Annotated in this window: 12 protein-coding genes and 1 tRNA gene; 8 read left to right on the top strand and 5 right to left on the bottom strand. The window is 49.2% G+C overall.

Features of this window, described 5'->3' with window-relative positions; genetic code table 11:
- Nucleotides 1-224: 224 nt before the first annotated feature.
- Nucleotides 225-300: transfer RNA gene (locus PsAD46_RS18580), tRNA-Lys, on the bottom strand.
- A 762-nt stretch (nucleotides 301-1,062) separates the two neighbouring features.
- Between PsAD46_RS18580 and PsAD46_RS18575 the strand changes: the two genes are divergently transcribed.
- The 4 genes from PsAD46_RS18575 (at nucleotide 1,063) to PsAD46_RS18560 (ending at nucleotide 6,208) form a co-directional block, all read left to right on the top strand.
- Nucleotides 1,063-2,022, top strand: a complete 960-nt coding sequence (locus PsAD46_RS18575; protein ID WP_063289846.1) for a TAXI family TRAP transporter solute-binding subunit — start codon at nucleotides 1,063-1,065, stop codon at nucleotides 2,020-2,022.
- A 128-nt stretch (nucleotides 2,023-2,150) separates the two neighbouring features.
- Complete coding sequence (locus PsAD46_RS18570) at nucleotides 2,151-4,766, top strand: TRAP transporter permease (protein WP_057462370.1); 2,616 nt, start codon at nucleotides 2,151-2,153, stop codon at nucleotides 4,764-4,766.
- Nucleotides 4,767-4,808: 42 nt separating this feature from the next.
- Nucleotides 4,809-5,243 carry a universal stress protein gene (locus PsAD46_RS18565; RefSeq protein WP_057462369.1) on the top strand — a complete coding sequence of 145 codons (435 nt, stop codon included), beginning with the start codon at nucleotides 4,809-4,811 and terminating at the stop codon, nucleotides 5,241-5,243.
- A gap of 227 nt (nucleotides 5,244-5,470) precedes the next feature.
- Nucleotides 5,471-6,208 (top strand): cytochrome c biogenesis CcdA family protein, encoded by a 738-nt coding sequence (locus tag PsAD46_RS18560; protein WP_057462368.1) that lies wholly within the window; start codon nucleotides 5,471-5,473, stop codon nucleotides 6,206-6,208.
- Nucleotides 6,209-6,285: 77 nt separating this feature from the next.
- On the opposite strand, the gene PsAD46_RS18555 is transcribed toward PsAD46_RS18560, so the two are convergent.
- Nucleotides 6,286-7,218, bottom strand: coding sequence for a DMT family transporter (locus PsAD46_RS18555; RefSeq protein WP_275078118.1), 933 nt, complete (start codon nucleotides 7,216-7,218; stop codon nucleotides 6,286-6,288).
- A gap of 96 nt (nucleotides 7,219-7,314) precedes the next feature.
- On the bottom strand, nucleotides 7,315-8,301 hold the full coding sequence (locus tag PsAD46_RS18550; protein WP_208981914.1) for an SPOR domain-containing protein: 987 nt from the start codon (nucleotides 8,299-8,301) through the stop codon (nucleotides 7,315-7,317).
- A 231-nt stretch (nucleotides 8,302-8,532) separates the two neighbouring features.
- Here PsAD46_RS18550 and glmU point away from each other — a divergent pair, with 231 nt between their 5' ends.
- Together glmU and glmS are read left to right on the top strand one after the other, a co-directional pair.
- On the top strand, nucleotides 8,533-9,891 hold the full coding sequence (gene glmU, locus PsAD46_RS18545) for a bifunctional UDP-N-acetylglucosamine diphosphorylase/glucosamine-1-phosphate N-acetyltransferase GlmU (protein WP_063292249.1): 1,359 nt from the start codon (nucleotides 8,533-8,535) through the stop codon (nucleotides 9,889-9,891).
- A gap of 171 nt (nucleotides 9,892-10,062) precedes the next feature.
- Nucleotides 10,063-11,889 carry a glutamine--fructose-6-phosphate transaminase (isomerizing) gene (glmS, locus tag PsAD46_RS18540; protein WP_063307582.1) on the top strand — a complete coding sequence of 609 codons (1,827 nt, stop codon included), beginning with the start codon at nucleotides 10,063-10,065 and terminating at the stop codon, nucleotides 11,887-11,889.
- A 1,020-nt stretch (nucleotides 11,890-12,909) separates the two neighbouring features.
- Here glmS and PsAD46_RS18530 read toward each other — a convergent pair.
- Nucleotides 12,910-13,578 (bottom strand): peroxiredoxin-like family protein, encoded by a 669-nt coding sequence (locus PsAD46_RS18530; protein WP_063291640.1) that lies wholly within the window; start codon nucleotides 13,576-13,578, stop codon nucleotides 12,910-12,912.
- Between the two features lie 482 nt (nucleotides 13,579-14,060).
- Nucleotides 14,061-14,924: a LysR family transcriptional regulator gene (locus tag PsAD46_RS18525; RefSeq protein ID WP_063291639.1), complete on the bottom strand. Its 864-nt coding sequence runs from the start codon at nucleotides 14,922-14,924 to the stop codon at nucleotides 14,061-14,063.
- A gap of 425 nt (nucleotides 14,925-15,349) precedes the next feature.
- Between PsAD46_RS18525 and PsAD46_RS18520 the strand changes: the two genes are divergently transcribed.
- Complete coding sequence (locus PsAD46_RS18520) at nucleotides 15,350-16,306, top strand: DMT family transporter (RefSeq protein WP_063288922.1); 957 nt, start codon at nucleotides 15,350-15,352, stop codon at nucleotides 16,304-16,306.
- A gap of 39 nt (nucleotides 16,307-16,345) precedes the next feature.
- Entirely contained in the window at nucleotides 16,346-16,672 is a 327-nt protein-coding gene (locus PsAD46_RS18515) for a DUF1330 domain-containing protein (protein WP_063288921.1), read from the top strand.
- The last annotated feature ends 614 nt before the right edge of the window (nucleotides 16,673-17,286 follow it).

The following is a 17,286-nucleotide window of genomic DNA, read 5'->3' as shown; positions in this document are numbered from 1 at the left end:
ACGCAGAACTATTCAAAACCGACGCTTGCGCTACCACGCACAAGCCGCTTAACATCAACACGCAATTGGGCCAGACACTCCACTAATCGAAAGCCAATTTTGTCCAACTATCTTTGACGACGGACACGTTCTCATTTGTTGACATAGTGCTGACACAAGGCCTAAACGCAAAAAGCTCCCGGAAGAGAGCTTTGCTGAACCTCTTTATGTACCATGAGGTTAAATGGTGAGCCCGCACGGGTTCGAACCGTGGACCTACTGATTAAAAGTCAGTTGCTCTACCAGCTGAGCTACGGGCTCTCGGCGTGACCGTTAGGTCGCTGCCTGTGAGGGGTCTTCTAAGGATTGCAGGGGCTTAGTGCAAGCGGTTTTTTCGATTTTCCACACGGAGCGTTTTTTGCGCTTATTTACCGTTCTTATGTTGTTTAAACGATGAGATTGCTGAAAACAGCTCAATGTAAATGTGAGTAGTAAAATGATGTTAGGTTTTGGTTCCTTGTTTTTCTTATGGCGATGTTCCTCATCTGGCAGAGTGTAGGGTGCGGTGCACAAAATGCGCTTTCCGCTATAATCTGCTCTAAGGTGGGAGAGCGCTGCAATCATCTCGTTCATCCCTTGGTTTTGGGGGTATTATTAGTTCTCTAGGTGAAATAACGTAGAGATGTTGCTCGAAATGAAGCGTGATACTTCACAAAATCTGTAATACCTTAGTATACTATTTTGTGGAAGCAATCGGCAGTTTGCTGGTGTATCACCTGATTTTTGGCAGTTTTTCGTGAAATATCTGTGGGGCTTTCGCGTGTGCGAAATGCTCATATATCTAAAAATATATTTTTGAATCAGTTTGTTAGGTGAATAGATATGCAGCTTGGTTGTTACCAACAACCTTGAGAGTTTACTGGTAATCCAAGCAATAGATGTGTACGTATTTCACCGCTTTTGGCATCTTTCATTCTGTGCCAGTGGGAAATAGGCGTGTCTGATGGTTAAAATGCCAAGATTTCCTATTCGCGATACCGTGAGTAACGGGATCGCGCAATTACAACTTAAGTGGAGGTTCGTATGAAACTTAGCAATGTTGCAGTTGGAGCTGCGCTAATTGCGGTTAGCGTTGCAACTGGAGCTTCGGCAGAAAATCGTTTCGTATCCATCGGCACCGGCGGTGTTACTGGTGTTTACTACCCAACTGGTGGTGCGATCTGTCGTCTTGTAAACAAGACCCGTAAAGAGCACGGTATCCGTTGTTCTGTAGAATCTACAGGTGGTTCTGTTTACAACATCAACACCATTCAAAATGGTGAGCTGGAGTTCGGTGTTGCTCAGTCTGACGTGCAGGCGAATGCATACGAAGGTCGCTCCCAGTGGGATGGCAAGCCTTTCGGTGAGCTGCGCTCTGTATTTTCCGTACATCCTGAGCCAGTAACAATGCTTGCTTCTAAAGGTTCCGGCGTAAACAACTACACCGACCTTAAGGGTAAGAAAGTCAACATCGGTAACCCAGGTTCCGGTCAGTATGCGACCTGGCAGCTTCTTGAAAAAGAAGGTATCGTGAACAAGGCTGATCTTGCTCTGGCGACTGAGCTGAAGTCTGCGGAAGCTGGTTCTGCGCTTTGTGACGGCAAAATCGATGCTTACTACTGGCTGGTTGGTCACCCATCCGCATCTACTCAGGAAACTGTAAGCACCTGTGATGCGCAGCTTGTAAACGTTGAAGGTAAAGCGATCGACGATCTGGTCGACAAATACTCCTTCTACCGTAAAGCAACTATCCCAGCAGGCATGTACAACAACGCAGAAGACATCAACACCTTTGGTGTTGGTGCAACCTTCGTTTCTTCCGCAGCAGTGCCTAATGATGTTGTTTACGTCATTGTTAAATCTGTCTTCGAAAACTTCGACGACTTCAAAAAACTGCACCCTGCATTCAAAAACCTGAAAGAAGAAGAGATGATCAAGGCTTCCTTGACAGCTCCTCTGCATGACGGTGCAGTGAAGTACTACAAAGAACGTGGTTGGATGTAATCTACCCAAGTTTTCTACGATGCGGGGCTGTTCTGGCCCCGCATTTTTTGGCTTTCTATGAGATTTAGTAGGTTTCTTGCTCTGCCTTTACAGCTAAGGCAAAGGGGGAACTGTATTTGGGGGTGCAAATGAGTCCAGAACGACACAAAGCGCAGGTTGATGCGCAAGAATTGGTCGCTCAGGCAGATACCGGTGCACGAAGCCTGGCCGGTGGGCTAGGCGTGATGATTGCTGCCATTGCCTTTATCTGGTCCGTCTTTCAGCTTTATGTGGCCTCGAACGTTCCATTTTGGTTGAATGATACCTTTGGCATCAATCTCATTTTCAACAATTCCGCAGTTAGAAACATTCACCTGGCATTTGGCCTGGTGCTTGCTGCTTTTGCATACCCTCTGTTTTCCCGCAGCCCACGACATACCATACCGTGGTATGATTGGGTGCTCGCATTTTTAGGCGCTGCGGCTTGTCTCTACCTTGTGATTATGCGCTCTGAGATCGCTAATCGCGCCGGTCTTCCAACTCAGATGGATCTGATTGTGGCCACCACTGGCCTGACTGTGCTTGCGATTGCGGTGTACCGGAGCCTTGGTCTGCCTCTCGTTATTGTTGCTGCGGTTTTTGTTGGCTACGCGATGTTTGGCAACTCTCCTTGGCTGCCAGACGTCATTCAATGGCGTGGTGCCTCCTATGGTAAAGCCATGTGGCATTACTGGATTCAGGAGGAGGGCGTCTTTGGCGTTGCTGTTGGCGTTTCGGCGTCCATGATCTTCCTGTTTGTGCTGTTTGGTTCGCTGCTGGAGAAAGCTGGCGCGGGTAACTACTTTATCAAGGCCGCGTTTGCGCTTCTTGGACATTTGCGTGGTGGCCCTGCAAAAGCGGCGGTTCTTGCCTCTGCGATGAGTGGTCTTTATTCTGGTTCTTCCATTGCGAATGTTGTGACCACTGGTACGTTCACCATTCCTTTGATGAAGCGGACCGGCTTTCCTGCTGAAAAGGCGGGTGCTGTTGAAGTGGCTTCCTCTGTGAATGGTCAGCTGATGCCGCCTGTGATGGGGGCTGCAGCCTTCCTGATCGCCGAATTCACTGGCACCAGTTATCATCAGGTTGTTATTCACGCCTTCATTCCAGCCGTGATTTCTTATATCGCACTGGTGTACATCGTGCATCTTGAAGCGTTGAAGATGAACCTGAAAGGTCTGCCTAAGCCTCCGGTTCATGTAACCATTTTGCAGCGCCTGATTGGTGTTTTGACAGGCTTTATCGGTATCACACTTGTGGGTGCTGCCGTGTATTACGGTCTGGGCTGGACGAAGACTGCATTCCCGGCACTTACGTTCCCTGTTGTGCTAGCGTTGTTTGCTGCTGGCTATTTGTGGTTGGTGTATATCGCCGCGCAGGTTTCAGACCTTGAGGTGGACGATCCTAATGCGCCGGTGAGTGAGTTGCCTGCTGCTGGTGATGTTGGCCGTACCGGTTACTACTTCATCCTGCCGATCGTTGTTCTGATCTGGTGTATTCTCGTCGAGCGGTTCTCACCCTCCCTGTCTGCGTTCTACGCGACTATGGCGATGACCTTCATCGTTGTGACCCAGCATCAGTTGAAAGCTCTCTTCCGTAAAGAATCTCAGGCCGGCCGCACATGGCAGGGTATTGTGGACTTCGTTGAAGGCATGATCGGCGGTGCTCGCAACATGATCGGCATTGCGGTTGCGACCGCTGCTGCAGGTATCATCGTGGGGACTGTGTCCTTGACCGGCATGCACCAGATGATTGCTGCATTGGTTGAGTTCCTGTCTGGCGGTAACCTGTTGCTGATGCTGGTGCTAGTTGCGGTGATGAGTTTGATCCTTGGTATGGGGCTACCAACCACGGCGAACTACCTTGTTGTGTCCTCTCTGATGGCGTTGGTTGTTGTGGACCTTGGTGAGCAGACCGGATTTATTGTTCCGCTGATCGCAGTTCACTTCTTCGTCTTCTATTTCGGTATTATGGCGGATGTGACGCCTCCGGTGGGGCTAGCCGCCTTTGCGGCAGCTGCGATCAGTCGTGGTGATCCGATCAAGACCGGTGTTCAGGGCTTCATTTATTCTTTGCGTACTGCAGCCCTCCCGTTCCTGTTTATCTTCAACACGGATCTTCTGCTGATTGATGTTGAGCCACTTCAGGCTGTCTTCGTCTTTATCGTCTCTGTGGTGGCGATGATGTTGTTTGCTGCGGCAACGCAAGGGTACTTCTTTGCGCGCTCCCGTCTGTGGGAATCTGTTGCTCTGCTTCTCATTGCGTTTACGCTGTTCCGTCCGGGCTTCTGGCTCGATCAGGTGCAGGATCCATACGTAACTGCTACAGGTCCGCAAATCATGGAGATGGTTGGTGAAGCTCAGCCGGGTGATATGGTGCGTCTTAACCTCGCAGGTCCGGATTTTGATGATATGGATAAAATCCTGACACTGACATTGCCTCTATCAATTGGTGAGGAGCAGGGGGCTGACGCACGACTTGATGCATCTGGTCTGGTTACCATGCAGGATGATGGAGCTGTGGTGCTTGATGAACCATTCCCAGGCACGACATTTGCTGAAAAACTGCAGGGCTTTGACTTTTACGGAGATGTTCCGGTTGTGATCGTAAGCTCTCAGGTGGATGCAGAACGACTGCCAAAACAGCTGTTCTACATTCCAGCTTTGCTTCTGCTCTTGCTGGTTGTTGCACTTCAACGTCGACGCCAAACACAGCCCGCTTTTTAAGCGGGCTGTGCCATAAAACTATAATTTTTGAGGAGTTGGGAAATGTACTCCAATATCTTGCTGCCTTTGGATTTGAACGAAGAAAGCAGCTGGAAAACTGCGCTTCCCGTGGCTGTTGATCTGGCTCGTCATTACAAAGCTCAGCTTCATGTGGTGACGGTTCTGCCGGACTTTGGCAAATCTATCGTTGGTGGTTATTTCGCTCGCGAGTTTGAAACTGAGGCCTTGGAGCGTACGCGTGAGGCTCTTGAAGAGTTTCTTGATACGCAGCTTCCTGATGAGGAGCTGGATGTGAAAGGGCATATTGCTCACGGAACGATCTATGAAGAGATCACAAGCGCAGCAGATAAGCTGGGCACTGATCTGATTGTTTTGTCCTCGCATCGTCCTGAGCTGAAAGACTTCCTGCTTGGACCGAATGCGGCGCGTGTCGTGCGCCATGCCAACCAGTCTGTTCTGGTTGTACGTGACAACTAAAGGTCACAGTTGATATTTGTGGTTGACGGTAGGTAGCTGTTCTTACCTACCGTTCACCAAAATGTGTCGCAGATTTTCTTGCCTGTTTGACGAAACACATCCAACTTTCAGCAAAATTGTATATATAAGCCTTGGTGATCTATTGATGGACTATGATGTCGTCACGCTTCCGTGCGTGCAAACGTCAGGTCATGTGGATGCATTCCAAGTGGAATTAGGATAGCTATATGTTGCAAGACATCACCCTTTGGGGCGCTTTTTTCGCAGGCATTTTGTCTTTTGTTTCTCCCTGCGTATTGCCGCTGGTGCCGCCTTATCTTGGGTATATTGCTGGTTTGTCCATCGAAGAGGTGACGAGCGAAGATAAGAGCGCTGCACAAAGTAATCGGGTTATGGTTGCCGCAATGTGTTTCGTTGCCGGTTTCTCAACCGTGTTTGTGTTGCTTGGTGCAAGTGCTTCATTCCTTGGTCAGTTTGTTCTGCAGTATTCGCAGTATCTTGCCTATTTGGCTGGCGGCATGATCATTATTATGGGCCTGCATTTTCTTGGCGCCTTTAAAATTGGGTTCCTTTACCGCGAAGCGCGTGTGCAGATTGATCGTCAGCCGGGTGGTTTTGGCGGTGCTTATCTGATGGGGCTTGCTTTTGGTTTTGGCTGGACACCGTGTATCGGCCCAGTTCTGGCAAGTATTCTCTTGATTGCGGGTACGCAGGCCTCCGTTAATCAGGGTGTTATTCTGCTCGCTGCCTATGCGCTGGGTATTGGTGTGCCATTCATGATTGCTGCGATGTTTGCAGGGCCGTTTATGGGCTTCATGGCGCGCTTTCGTAAGCACATGGGGATGGTTGAAAAGGTGATGGGTGCGTTTCTCGTGCTCACCGGTGTTGGTTTCCTGACCGGTTACATTCAGGCATTTTCCTTCTGGTTGCTCGAAACCTTCCCGGTCTTTTCGCAGATCGGCTAATGGACGCTCCAGATTTTGAGATGAAAAAAGCAGGCTCTAGGGCCTGCTTTTTTGTGCTTGGTGTATTGCTTTAGTTTCTAAGCGCTGGCTTTTCGCCGGAATAAGCTTGCTGGCAAGGTTGCCAGCAAAAGCCCTGCCATGATTGGGATGAAGCCCAGATAATGGAACGCCTGGAGTTGCTCTCCCAAAAACAGGACTGCCATGCCGACACCATATGGTGTCATCAGGTACATGAACATGCCAGCGATCGATGGCCCAACCAGTCGGATGCTGAACTGGTAAGTCAGGAAAGAGGCCACTGAAGCGATTAGTGCGACGCCTGCGATAGACATCCAGACTTCACCTGTATCCGGTATCGAGGCTGTGATCGCCATTTCAGCGACTGCAAATGGTGCCAGAATTATGGTTCCAAGAATGGCGAGGATTGCAAACAAAGGAGCTGTAGAGATTGCTTGTAACTGGCTTTTCTTGATGAGTACGGAGTAAATTGCCCAGCTCAGCGTACACAAGGCAAACAACAAGTCGCCGCTGTTTAGTTGTAAGTTGAGCAGGTTGCCGAGCGAGCCTTTGGTCACAATCACAAAGACACCGATGATGGCGAGTGAGATCCCGGCAAACTCCCTTATGGCAACTGCTCGCCCTCTGAAGAGCCATTCAAGCGCCAGGATAAGGGCAGGGGCAGCTGAGTAAATCAATGTTCCGTTGGTCGCCGATGTTTCTTTTAGTGCCAGATAGACAATAGCTCCGCAAATCCACATTGCGAGGAATGCCATGAAGCTGAGGAGCTTCAGGTTTTTGCGGATCAGCGGCATGCTGGCTTTGAGCTCACGATATGTGAACGGCAAAAGAATAAGTGAGGCAAGGCCCCATCTAAAAAAAGCAAGGGTCCATGGCTCTGTATGGGCAATGGCTGGTTTGGCAATTATTATGTTGGAGCTCATGAAAATGGGCATGAGAAACAACAGGGCGTATGTTGAGGCCCAATTTGAGCTCGAAGATGAATGAGACACGCGTGGTATTCCGAAAAGACCTGCAAGGCACGAAGAAACGCTCACGTCATTGCTGACAAGCGCCTCAATGCTTAGGTGCTAAAAGATGAGAGCAACTTATTGGAAAATGGTTGGCAAGCAATTGACTTTTTCTCGCGCCAGTCTTGCGCACACAACAGCGGTGTCTGCAGCGTTGTAAAACGGGCCGGCTGTCAGCGTGTATTTTGTAGCGCCATCTACTTTTGCAGCGGAAACGCGTTTCTTCAGTTTTCCGAGCAGGAGAGGATTGTCTTCCTTCAGCCTTTGCCACTTGCTTTCCAGTGAGTTTGCATCTTCGAAATTGCCCAGTTCAATGGCAAAGGACGTGCGCAGAATTCTTCGAGTTCCCGACTGGCGAAGTTTGCCTGCTGCCGGTGTTTTTTGAAACTCAGGTAGATCGAGAGCCGATGCCCTCTCAGGAATGGAGGCGACTGTCTCTGGATTAGAAGCTTTTGGTAAAGCGATGGCGGCACGTGTACCGACTTCGGAGAGCTTGAGTTCTGGCAGAGAACTTGCTGTAGTGATTGGTGCTGAAGCTTGCAAGAATTCAGGTGCTGGCAGGGTTTCTATTGGGGTCGCCGGTTTCTGCTTCAGCTTAATCGCGGTTATGGCTGATGCCGCAGGGATTTCAGCTTCTGATGTTTTGTGCGCTGCAGCTTCATCAAGCGCCTTAACATGACCTGATAGTCTGCGGTTTTGCTCTGTGAGACGCAGCACAGAACGGCGTAAAGATATGATTTCTTCCCTCACAGCATGCAATTCTTTTGAGTTTTGCAGGTTCTGTTGTGATTCGTTTCCGCGGGTATTTTCATACACTTGGAACGCGTTTTGAGCTGTTTGACTGCCAATAGAGGCGGTTGTCGTAACCGGGCCGGGAGCGGGGAGAGGGAGTGTGATCTGCGAATAAATTGCCTGTTGGGAGGCGAATTTGGCAGGCATCTGCACTGCGGAGGCGGCGAGGGCGACAAACGAGAGCGCAGCAATACCCCATGCAAGAACAGTTATGCGTTCTCGCAGTACTTTCGGTTCCTGTCGTAACTCGTTGATTTTATGAGGAAGTCTCAAAGCTTCCAGTCGCCTCGTATTCGAATCTAATCCTAACTATATGTATTAACTTGGTTTTTTATGGTTAACAAAGTGCAAATGCAATCTGAAAAAGATGTATTAAACACTATCTGCTACTTCTAATGGGTGCGCTGATTTTCTTGGTGAAAGCACTGCGATGTTCTTTGAAATGCCAAAGCACTCGTGCAATTTGCCTGTCAGTTTGTAATTCTAGGTTCCCAAGGGGTTTGCATGTCCAATAGTTCTTGTTTGGCAATTGTTCTGGCTGCTGGATTAGGAACGCGTATGCGTTCGGCCTTGCCAAAGGTGATGCACGAAATTGGCGGATTGCCACTTGTCGGACACGTCCTGAATTCCGTTATGCATGCTGGTGCTGATAAAGTCGCTGTTGTGGTTGGCCCTGAGATGGCGAAGCTGGAAGAGCATGTCGCCCTGCGCGCTCCACATGCGACCTGCCATGTTCAGGTTGACCGACTGGGCACTGCGCATGCTGTGAAAGCTGCCGAGGAGGCTTATAACGACGCCTCTGATCATGTTCTTGTTCTTTTCGGAGATACTCCGCTTGTGAAGGCTGACACGCTGCACCGTTTGCGCGAGCGCTTGTCTGGCGGGGCGGATGTTGTTGTTCTAGGCTTTGAAGCTGAGAACCCATTCGGTTATGGTCGCTTGCTTGAAAGCGATGGTGGGCTTGTTGCTATCCGTGAGGAAAAAGAAGCAACAGATGAGGAACGCAGAGTCACTCTTTGCAATGCGGGTATCATGGCGTTCAAGGGCAACGCTCTGCCTGATTTGATTGCTGAAATCAAAAACGACAACGCCAAGGGTGAATATTATCTGACGGATGCCGTTGAGGTTGCGCGCAACAAAGGGATGAAGGTTGTTTCTGAACTTGGTGATGAAAAAGAAGTTCAGGGCATTAATAACCGGGCTCAACTTGCCTCCTGTGAAGCTGTGTTCCAGCAGGTCCAACGCGAAACTTTCATGGAAAACGGAGTGACATTGCGCGCACCAGAGACCGTCTACTTCTCATTTGATACCGAGATTGAGCCGGATGTCATTGTGGAGCCGAATGTGGTGTTTGGCCCGGGTGTACATGTTGATGGCGGAGCTCGTATCCGTGCGTTTTCTCATCTGGAGAATGCGCGTGTGAGTGCTGATGCGACTGTTGGTCCTTATGCCCGGCTGCGTCCTGGTGCTGAGATTGGCGAGGGGGCTCATATTGGCAACTTTGTCGAGATCAAGAACGCAAAGGTTGAGGCTGGCGCAAAGGTCAATCATCTCTCCTACATCGGTGATGCGCGCATCGGTGCGAAGTCCAACATTGGAGCGGGTACAATCACCTGTAATTATGATGGCTATTTGAAACATCACACAGATATCGGAGCAGGCAGTTTTGTTGGCTCAGACAGCGTGCTTGTTGCCCCGGTTAAGCTGGGGGATGGCGCCTTTGTTGCTGCCGGATCTGTGGTGACCTCTGATGTGCCAGCGGACGCATTGGCGATTGGCCGAGGCCAGCAGGTCAACAAAGAAGGTCGTGCTGCTGTAATGCGTGAAAAGCTTGCCGCGGCTAAAGCTTCAAGAAAGGGCTGAGTAATATTGATGCACATTGCTGAGGTTGGCGGTGTGCTTACTCAATTATCCTCAAGCTGTAACGAAACGAAACACGGATTGATTTCCCTCGCATAGAAGCATCGGGCTAAAGACTTGGCCTAAAGTTGATGCTCGCACCAGTTGCGAGGTGGGAATCCAAGGAGAACATATATGTGCGGTATTGTCGGAATTTTGGGGCAGACACCTGTTGCACCATTGCTGGTAGATGCGCTGAAACGGCTTGAGTATCGCGGATATGACTCTGCTGGTATTGCAACTGTCCAAAATGGTGAGTTGGTTCGCCGTCGTGCGAAAGGGAAACTGCGCAATCTGGAAGCTGTGCTGGAAGGCAACCCTCTTGGCGGCGTGAGTGGCATTGGCCACACCCGTTGGGCGACGCATGGTGCTCCGACTGTTGAGAATGCGCATCCACACGCTTCTGATGGTGTGATGGTGGTTCACAACGGTATTATCGAGAACTTCCTCGAGTTGCGCGAAGAGGTGCGCAGGGCGGGAGTGAAGCTTTCCACTGAAACGGATTCTGAAGTTGTTGCGCATCTCATTTCACTGGAAGTGAAAAGCGGTAAGTCTCCGCAGGATGCTGTTGCTGCCGTTCTTGGCCGCCTGAAAGGTGCTTTTTCGCTCGCAATTTTGTTTGCTGATCAGGATGATCTGATGATTGGCGCACGCCGTGGCTCGCCGCTTGCTGTTGGGTATGGTGAGGGCGAAATGTTCCTCGGCTCTGACGCAATTGCGCTGTCTCCTTTCACTGATCGCATTAGTTACCTAGAAGAGGGTGACTGGGTTGTCGTGACACGCGCTGGTGCACAGATCTTTGATGACAACAATGTTGCTGCCGAGCGGGCTGTTCACACATCCAGTGTGAGTTCTACCATGATGGACAAGGGCAACTACCGGCACTTCATGGCAAAAGAAATCCATGAGCAACCAGAAGTGTTAGGTCATGCAATTTCGCAGTACCTGAAATTCAATGAGGGTAAGGTCACTCTGCCTGAGGGGAATGATTTTGATTTCTCCAAGATCAATCGGCTTGTGATTTCCGCATGCGGTACTGCGTATTACGCTGGTCTGACAGCAAAGTATTGGTTTGAGAAGTATGCTCGCCTTCCGGTAGACATCGATATTGCTTCGGAGTTCCGTTATCGCGAAATGCCTCTGGGCGAAGGTGATCTGGCTCTGTTCATTTCTCAGTCTGGTGAAACGGCAGATACCCTTGCATCGCTGCGCTACTGTAAAGAGCAGGGTATGACCATCGGCGCAGTGGTTAACGTGCCTGAGAGCACGATTGCGCGTGAATCCGATCTGGTGTTCCCGATCTTTGCTGGGCCGGAAATTGGCGTTGCGTCTACGAAAGCCTTCACCTGTCAGCTTGCTGTGCTTGCCAGCCTTGCCGTTCTTGCTGGCCGTCAGCGTGGAAACTTGAGTGAAGATCAGGAAAAAGAGCTGGTTGGTGCTCTTTCCGAGCTGCCTGCACACGCGATGCAGGCGTTAAAACTGGAGCCTCAGATCGAAAAGCTGGCACCGTGGATGTCCAAGAAGCATCATGCGCTCTTCCTTGGACGCGGTACGAGCTTTCCGTTGGCACTGGAAGGGGCTTTGAAGCTGAAAGAGCTTTCCTACATTCATGCAGAAGGCTATGCAGCAGGCGAGCTAAAGCACGGCCCGATTGCGCTGATTGACGAGAATATGCCGGTTTTGGTTGTCGCGCCATTCGATGGTGTTTACGGGAAGACTGTTTCCAACATGCAGGAAGTGGCAGCTCGTGGCGGCGAGATTGCATTGTTCACAGATGAAAAAGGTGCTGAGGCAGCAGGTGTTGCTGCTGACCAGATGATCATTCTGCCAGAACTTCCTGAAATCGTTGCACCACTCATCTACGCTCTGCCACTGCAAATGCTGTCCTACCACACCGCTGTCTTCATGGGCACAGACGTGGACCAGCCACGTAACCTGGCGAAATCCGTTACGGTTGAATAGTTGCTCAGAAAAACTATTGGTTTTTTGTGGGAGAGTAATAAAGTATCATACTAAGTAATAAAGTTGCATACTGAAGCCGCCGGTATTATTGTAGGAGAGTAATAAAGTATCATACTCAGTAATAAAGATTCATACTGAGGAATATAGTATCATACTGACGAGGGCTTAGCGGACATTGCTGCCCTTCGCTGCAACGCAGAAAACTCTGATCAGTGAGAGGTGGCGGCTAGCGTCGAGGGCCAAGAGCTGCCATTCACGGATTACTACCATCAGTGGAAACGATCTTGAAGAGATGATTGCCTCCTCATTGGGAGCAAACTATTCGTAAGAATGTCGAACTTACACCCCTGTAATCGAACAGCACCGTCATCGTTGATTTACGTCTTAACGCCGCACTCTATTGAGAACTTGGTATCGTAATCTCGTAGAAGATAGAGAGTGAGGAGACCGGCTAACATGGGCCATCCTGCGAAGAATAGGAGGTTGGGGCTTGTGAACGGATCGAGATATCGCTCGAAAGAGACAAGAGTCGATATGATATGCATGATCAAAATGGCGCCTATCGAAAGACGTTTCTTAAACCCAACAAGAAAGCAGATGACGATGAGTGCTTGTATTCCGCCGAGTGCAAACGAGAGAGCCTCGCTCATAGCTGAAAAGCCATAGAAAGCTTCGAAAGTCTTCGCCGTCGAGTCAGGGCTAAGGAATTTATTTAGTGTCCAAAGGACAAACACAATAGATATACTCAGGCGCAAGCTAAAGAGAGACCAGATCAAAGGAGATTTAGGCACCGTGATTGTGTTCATACAAGTATACCTTTCAGTAGGTCACTAAAATACCCTGAAATCCAGAGCAACACTGATCAATCCTATGTATGCTGCCAGATCAGCAATTCAATCGCAAATAATCGACTTTTCAAGCCCTCACAGCGTTGTGACTAAGCAAGCAGGAGATTCTGCTATCAATCCTGTGAGACGTGGCGGCACGTGCTGCCATCGCGTGCCGCCAATCGCTTTCAGGCTACGCGTTGGTCAGATCTTGCTTCGCCATATCAAGAAGTTCCCGAAGAGTGTCTGTTGGTTCAGGACGTTTGGTGTAGTCCGGACTAATGTCAGCGTTCATGACTTTGCCTGTTTGGCTAATAATCAGGCGCGCCGGCATAGGGAGTTCCCAACTTTCATCTCCGTTAAAACTTGGTAGGTCGATACCGATCCCTTTATAAACCTTGCGCAGATCCTCAGGTAGAGAGAAAACGAGACCGAGCTTGCTGGTATAAAGACTACCAAGATCCGAAATGATATCGTAAGATAGACCTTTCTCGGTTTTGGTTTTGAGCGAAGCTGCTTGAGTTTGTGGCGAAATAATCAATATGTTCGCACCAGCTTCTTGGAACTGCTGTGAAACTTCTTCCAGAGCTTCAAGCTCTAACATGCAATAAGGGCACCACGCTCCTCGGAAAACACTGATCACCAGTGGACCGTTCTTAAGCAACTCGTTAGAGTTGACTGGTGTGCCATTCTGATTGGGCAAGGTGAAACCAGGAAGCGTATCGCCAACTTTAATAGTGCCATTCAAAATGCCTGATGCTGCCAGATCTGCAGTAGCTCGGTCCATGACATCGCGAGTCTTCTGAGGCAGTTTTTTTTCGACTTGAGCTTTTAAGGTCGCAATTTTTTCATGTAAAGACATTGTAGATGTTTCCTCTACTTGGTTGAATTATGATCGGTCAAGTCAAACACTGCATGACTAAAGACTGGAAAACGGGGCTATCTTGTGACTCAATTCAAGACATGAAGATGAGAAAGACACGAGATTGATCAAGCCGATGATCGTTTCACCATTGCCTGAAAGAGGGCAAAGCGATTACTCGCGATCTGCTTATCAAGTCATATTTTCCAGTAGTGACAACGTTTGTTGGACAGTGCGAACCTGAGCCTTCGGACAAATGTTATTTAGTGTGCTTTGGTCCTCAATAGATCAGATGAGGGAAATATGGCAGTACTGACGTGCGTGATAAACTGGTTGTTCGGTCAACGCACTATTGCTCAGGAGCAACAATCTCAGGGGGGGCTGAGTTGCTGGAGCATTGTATTGCTTTTGAATGCGGTGGGTTCAAACGACTGCTTAATAAATGAGCTTCATGAAGGGCAACTGGAAGGGGCTGTTTGACTTCAGTATTTCTTCAAATGTTCCACGAGCGAGCGTACCCGGAAGGGAAGGAATGCACGAGATGGATATACCAAGAGGGTCTCCTGGGGTGATATCTCATAGGGCTTGAGGACGGCAACCAAAGCACCCGACTTTAATGCGCTGGTCAGATACCCTTCAGCGAGCCTCGTGAATCCTAAACCTGCACATGCAGCAATCATTAGCGCTCGCCCATTATTGCTGGCCCAACGACCGGAAACCCGGACTTCAAATGTGTCGTCATTCCTGGCAAAGAGCCAGCGCAAGCCCGGTGTTATTAAGCAAGAATGAGATACCAGATCCTCCGGCTCGTTTGGCTCACCATACTCTCTCAGATAATCTGGAGACGCACAAACCATCATCCGTCGGCTTCCTATCCTGCTAACTGTCAAATCAGGGTCTGATGGCATTCCATGACGAATAGCCAGGTCAAACTTTTCTCTGGCCAAGTCTACAGGCCGGTCACTTATTTCAAGGTCAAGTTCAACCTCAGGGTGCGATCTGGCAAAATCAACAAGAGCACTGGCCACCCAAGTCTCGCCAAATATTCCCCCAGCGGCTACTCGGATACGCCCCTTTACCAGGTTTTGCTGTTCAGCTAAGTCAGCTGATAGTGCGTGTATATCTGCCAATATCGCTTTTGAACGCAGGTAATATTGCTCCCCGATATCTGTTAGATTCACGCTACGCGTCGTCCGGTGCAGCAATAGCACCCCTAAGCGATTTTCGAGATTGGAAACTCGGCGGCTAATGAATGATGTCGATACATCAAGAGACTCTGCAGCTCTTTTGAAACCACCGTTTTCAACGACAGCGCAAAACTCCATCAACCCATCAAGCTCTTTCATTGTTGCTCCTGAGCAATAGTGCGTTGACCGGATAACCGATTTATCACGCGTGCCAGTACTGCCATATATTCCTTAACCGATCCATTCAGGACCACAGCGAACAACAAAAACATAAGTCGGCAAATTGGGCCTGTCACGGCCCGGTTATCCTAATCAATCCTGAGAACTCCAGTGAACACTGCTCCCCGCAGATACTCTCACAGTTAAGAAGGTGGTGGCGTTGCCCTCTCAGACATCCTGCTATTTTGTCGATGGGTTGCTTCTGCGAGGGACGTCGCACTATGAGATCGCCTTGATTTCTAGTCTGTCGTGTTAGCGACGTAAATCTCAGCATCTTCCGGGATAAACCGATACGCCGTCTGATCCGCTTTGGTCCTGCTCAACATATTGGTCGACAAGTAGACCGGTTGCGAAGGAGAAACAAAATGTTTCATGTTCAGGCCACTAAAACGGAAATGAAAAGCGTTTTATTGGAATGCCCCGTTAAGAAAGTCCCAAGTCTCGGTCCAGGGATAATTGCCGGGCTTACCGCCAGTCTAATCTGGGGTGCGTATCTCTCACTCTCGCGTGTCGGCGTCACCGCAGGCCTTGATGGGTTTGATATCGCATTTCTCCGTTATATTGTAGCAGGTCCTCTCGTGCTGCTGTTTCTTTTGATCGTGCGACGTAATCCCCTCAAGCGCATCTCCCTCTTACAAGCAGCTGTTGTGTCTGTCCTGTTAGGACCTCCCTTCGTGTTGCTCGGTGTAGGCGGCTATATTTATGCGCCATTGACGCACGGTGCCGTTATTGTGCCGGCCTCTATGATGCTTGGCGGGTTTTTGCTTGCTCGTATTTTTCTGAGTGAACAACTTGGCCTACAGCGCATATTTGGGACGCTGATAAAACTTATTGGTCTTGCTCTCATTGCTGGTCCGGCTGCCATGACCAGTTCTCTTGAGATTTTCATTGGTGATACATTTTTCATTGTCGCAGGAATGCTTTGGGCTGGCTTTAGTGTGTTGCAGCAGCACTGGAAACTAAACGCGCTTGACGTGACTACAGTTGTTTCAATCGCAGGACTTTTGACTGTTGGGCCAATCTATCTCAGCTCTCGTGGTGTTGATGTTTTCACTGCGCAGTCAGTACACATTCTGGTGACCCAGCTCATTGTGCAAGGTGTTCTGTCTGGTGTTGTGGCTATGATTGCATTTGCTAAGTCGGTTCAGATATTGGGTGCGGCTCAGGCTGCTATGTTTCCTGCTTTAGTTCCTGTTTTTGCGTTGATTATCGGAGTTCCCCTTACCGGAGAAACACCATCAGTCATTCAATGGGGCGGCCTCGCTACCGTCGGCGTTGGTCTGACAATTGTGGTGATGAGTGCACTTAAATCCACCCGTTGAAGAGTTTGTTCCATCCCCTTTAATCCGAGGAGTTACCAGATGACACAGGAAGAAGAAAACACAGCTGTCTACGCCATTGTTCAACTGAGCATTCATGATGTTGACCGCTACTTCAATGACTACTCAGCCCATCTAGGATCGATTAGCGCCCGTCATGGTGTCGAGCGGATTGCTGTTTCTCAGCATCCCGATGTCATTGAAGGGACCTACCAGAAAGAGAACACCTTAATTCTGAAGTTTGCCAGCCGTGCTGTCTTTGATGCCTGGTACAATGATCCAGAATATCAACCATACAAGAAAATCCGTCACTCAGTGACCGACCCCAATGCATCCACAATAGTCGTGTTGCCTGCTTTTCAAGGCTAAAACCCAGTACATTTGGGTCAGATTCTATCTTCTCTGACCCAGTATTTTTACCGGAAACCTACACTTAGTAAGACAAGACCTTCGGTGCATTTGCTGTGAGCCGAACGGTGAAGCCAATTAGTAACCGTACCATCCACAGAACATCTAATAGGGTCCTTACAACAACTGTATCTCAACGGCTCTAACGGTGTGTAGCTAAATATGTTGCAATGCCCATGGCTGCCACAAGTATTGTAAGTTCTTATTTCTCTTATGATCTGGTAATTTTGTTAGAAGACAATGGTCCAAGTTACATCGTAGCCGATCCTCACCATTTTCAAACGTCCAGCAAGGCCAAACATTCGCAGCAGACAATAGAGAATTGGCCTTGCTTAAGAAGATATTGGGGAGTTACTTAATCGTCTTCATACAGCGTTTCATAGCAACAACTAGAAATAGCAAGCCCGAAAAATAGGGTGAGCTCTGTACCGAGGCGAATGTCAGCTATTGGTCATCAAGCGACTTGCTGCATACGCGAAACCTGATGGTATTGTTTAAGGCTGCAACGAGCTCTTCATGGATTGATGGGACTCTAACTGATGTGTGACAAGGGGGCTTGAAACGCTCGACGGCAT

The sequence above is a fragment of the Pseudovibrio sp. Ad46 genome (assembly GCF_001623065.1).
Taxonomy (GTDB): Bacteria; Pseudomonadota; Alphaproteobacteria; order Rhizobiales; family Stappiaceae; genus Pseudovibrio.
Note: the sequence above shows the minus strand (reverse complement) of the source record. Positions and strands in the feature narration are given on the sequence as shown.

Bases quoted from the DNA above. Each gene is read 5' to 3' on its own strand.
- PsAD46_RS18570 (WP_057462370.1), top strand. From the start codon at position 2,151: ATGAGTCCAGAACGACACAAAGCGCAGGTTGATGCGCAAGAATTGGTC.
- PsAD46_RS18530 (WP_063291640.1), bottom strand. From the start codon at position 13,578: ATGTCTTTACATGAAAAAATTGCGACCTTAAAAGCTCAAGTCGAAAAA.
- glmS (WP_063307582.1), top strand. From the start codon at position 10,063: ATGTGCGGTATTGTCGGAATTTTGGGGCAGACACCTGTTGCACCATTG.
- glmU (WP_063292249.1), top strand. From the start codon at position 8,533: ATGTCCAATAGTTCTTGTTTGGCAATTGTTCTGGCTGCTGGATTAGGA.
- PsAD46_RS18560 (WP_057462368.1), top strand. From the start codon at position 5,471: ATGTTGCAAGACATCACCCTTTGGGGCGCTTTTTTCGCAGGCATTTTG.
- PsAD46_RS18515 (WP_063288921.1), top strand. From the start codon at position 16,346: ATGACACAGGAAGAAGAAAACACAGCTGTCTACGCCATTGTTCAACTG.
- PsAD46_RS18565 (WP_057462369.1), top strand. From the start codon at position 4,809: ATGTACTCCAATATCTTGCTGCCTTTGGATTTGAACGAAGAAAGCAGC.
- PsAD46_RS18525 (WP_063291639.1), bottom strand. From the start codon at position 14,924: ATGAAAGAGCTTGATGGGTTGATGGAGTTTTGCGCTGTCGTTGAAAAC.
- PsAD46_RS18575 (WP_063289846.1), top strand. From the start codon at position 1,063: ATGAAACTTAGCAATGTTGCAGTTGGAGCTGCGCTAATTGCGGTTAGC.
- PsAD46_RS18520 (WP_063288922.1), top strand. From the start codon at position 15,350: ATGTTTCATGTTCAGGCCACTAAAACGGAAATGAAAAGCGTTTTATTG.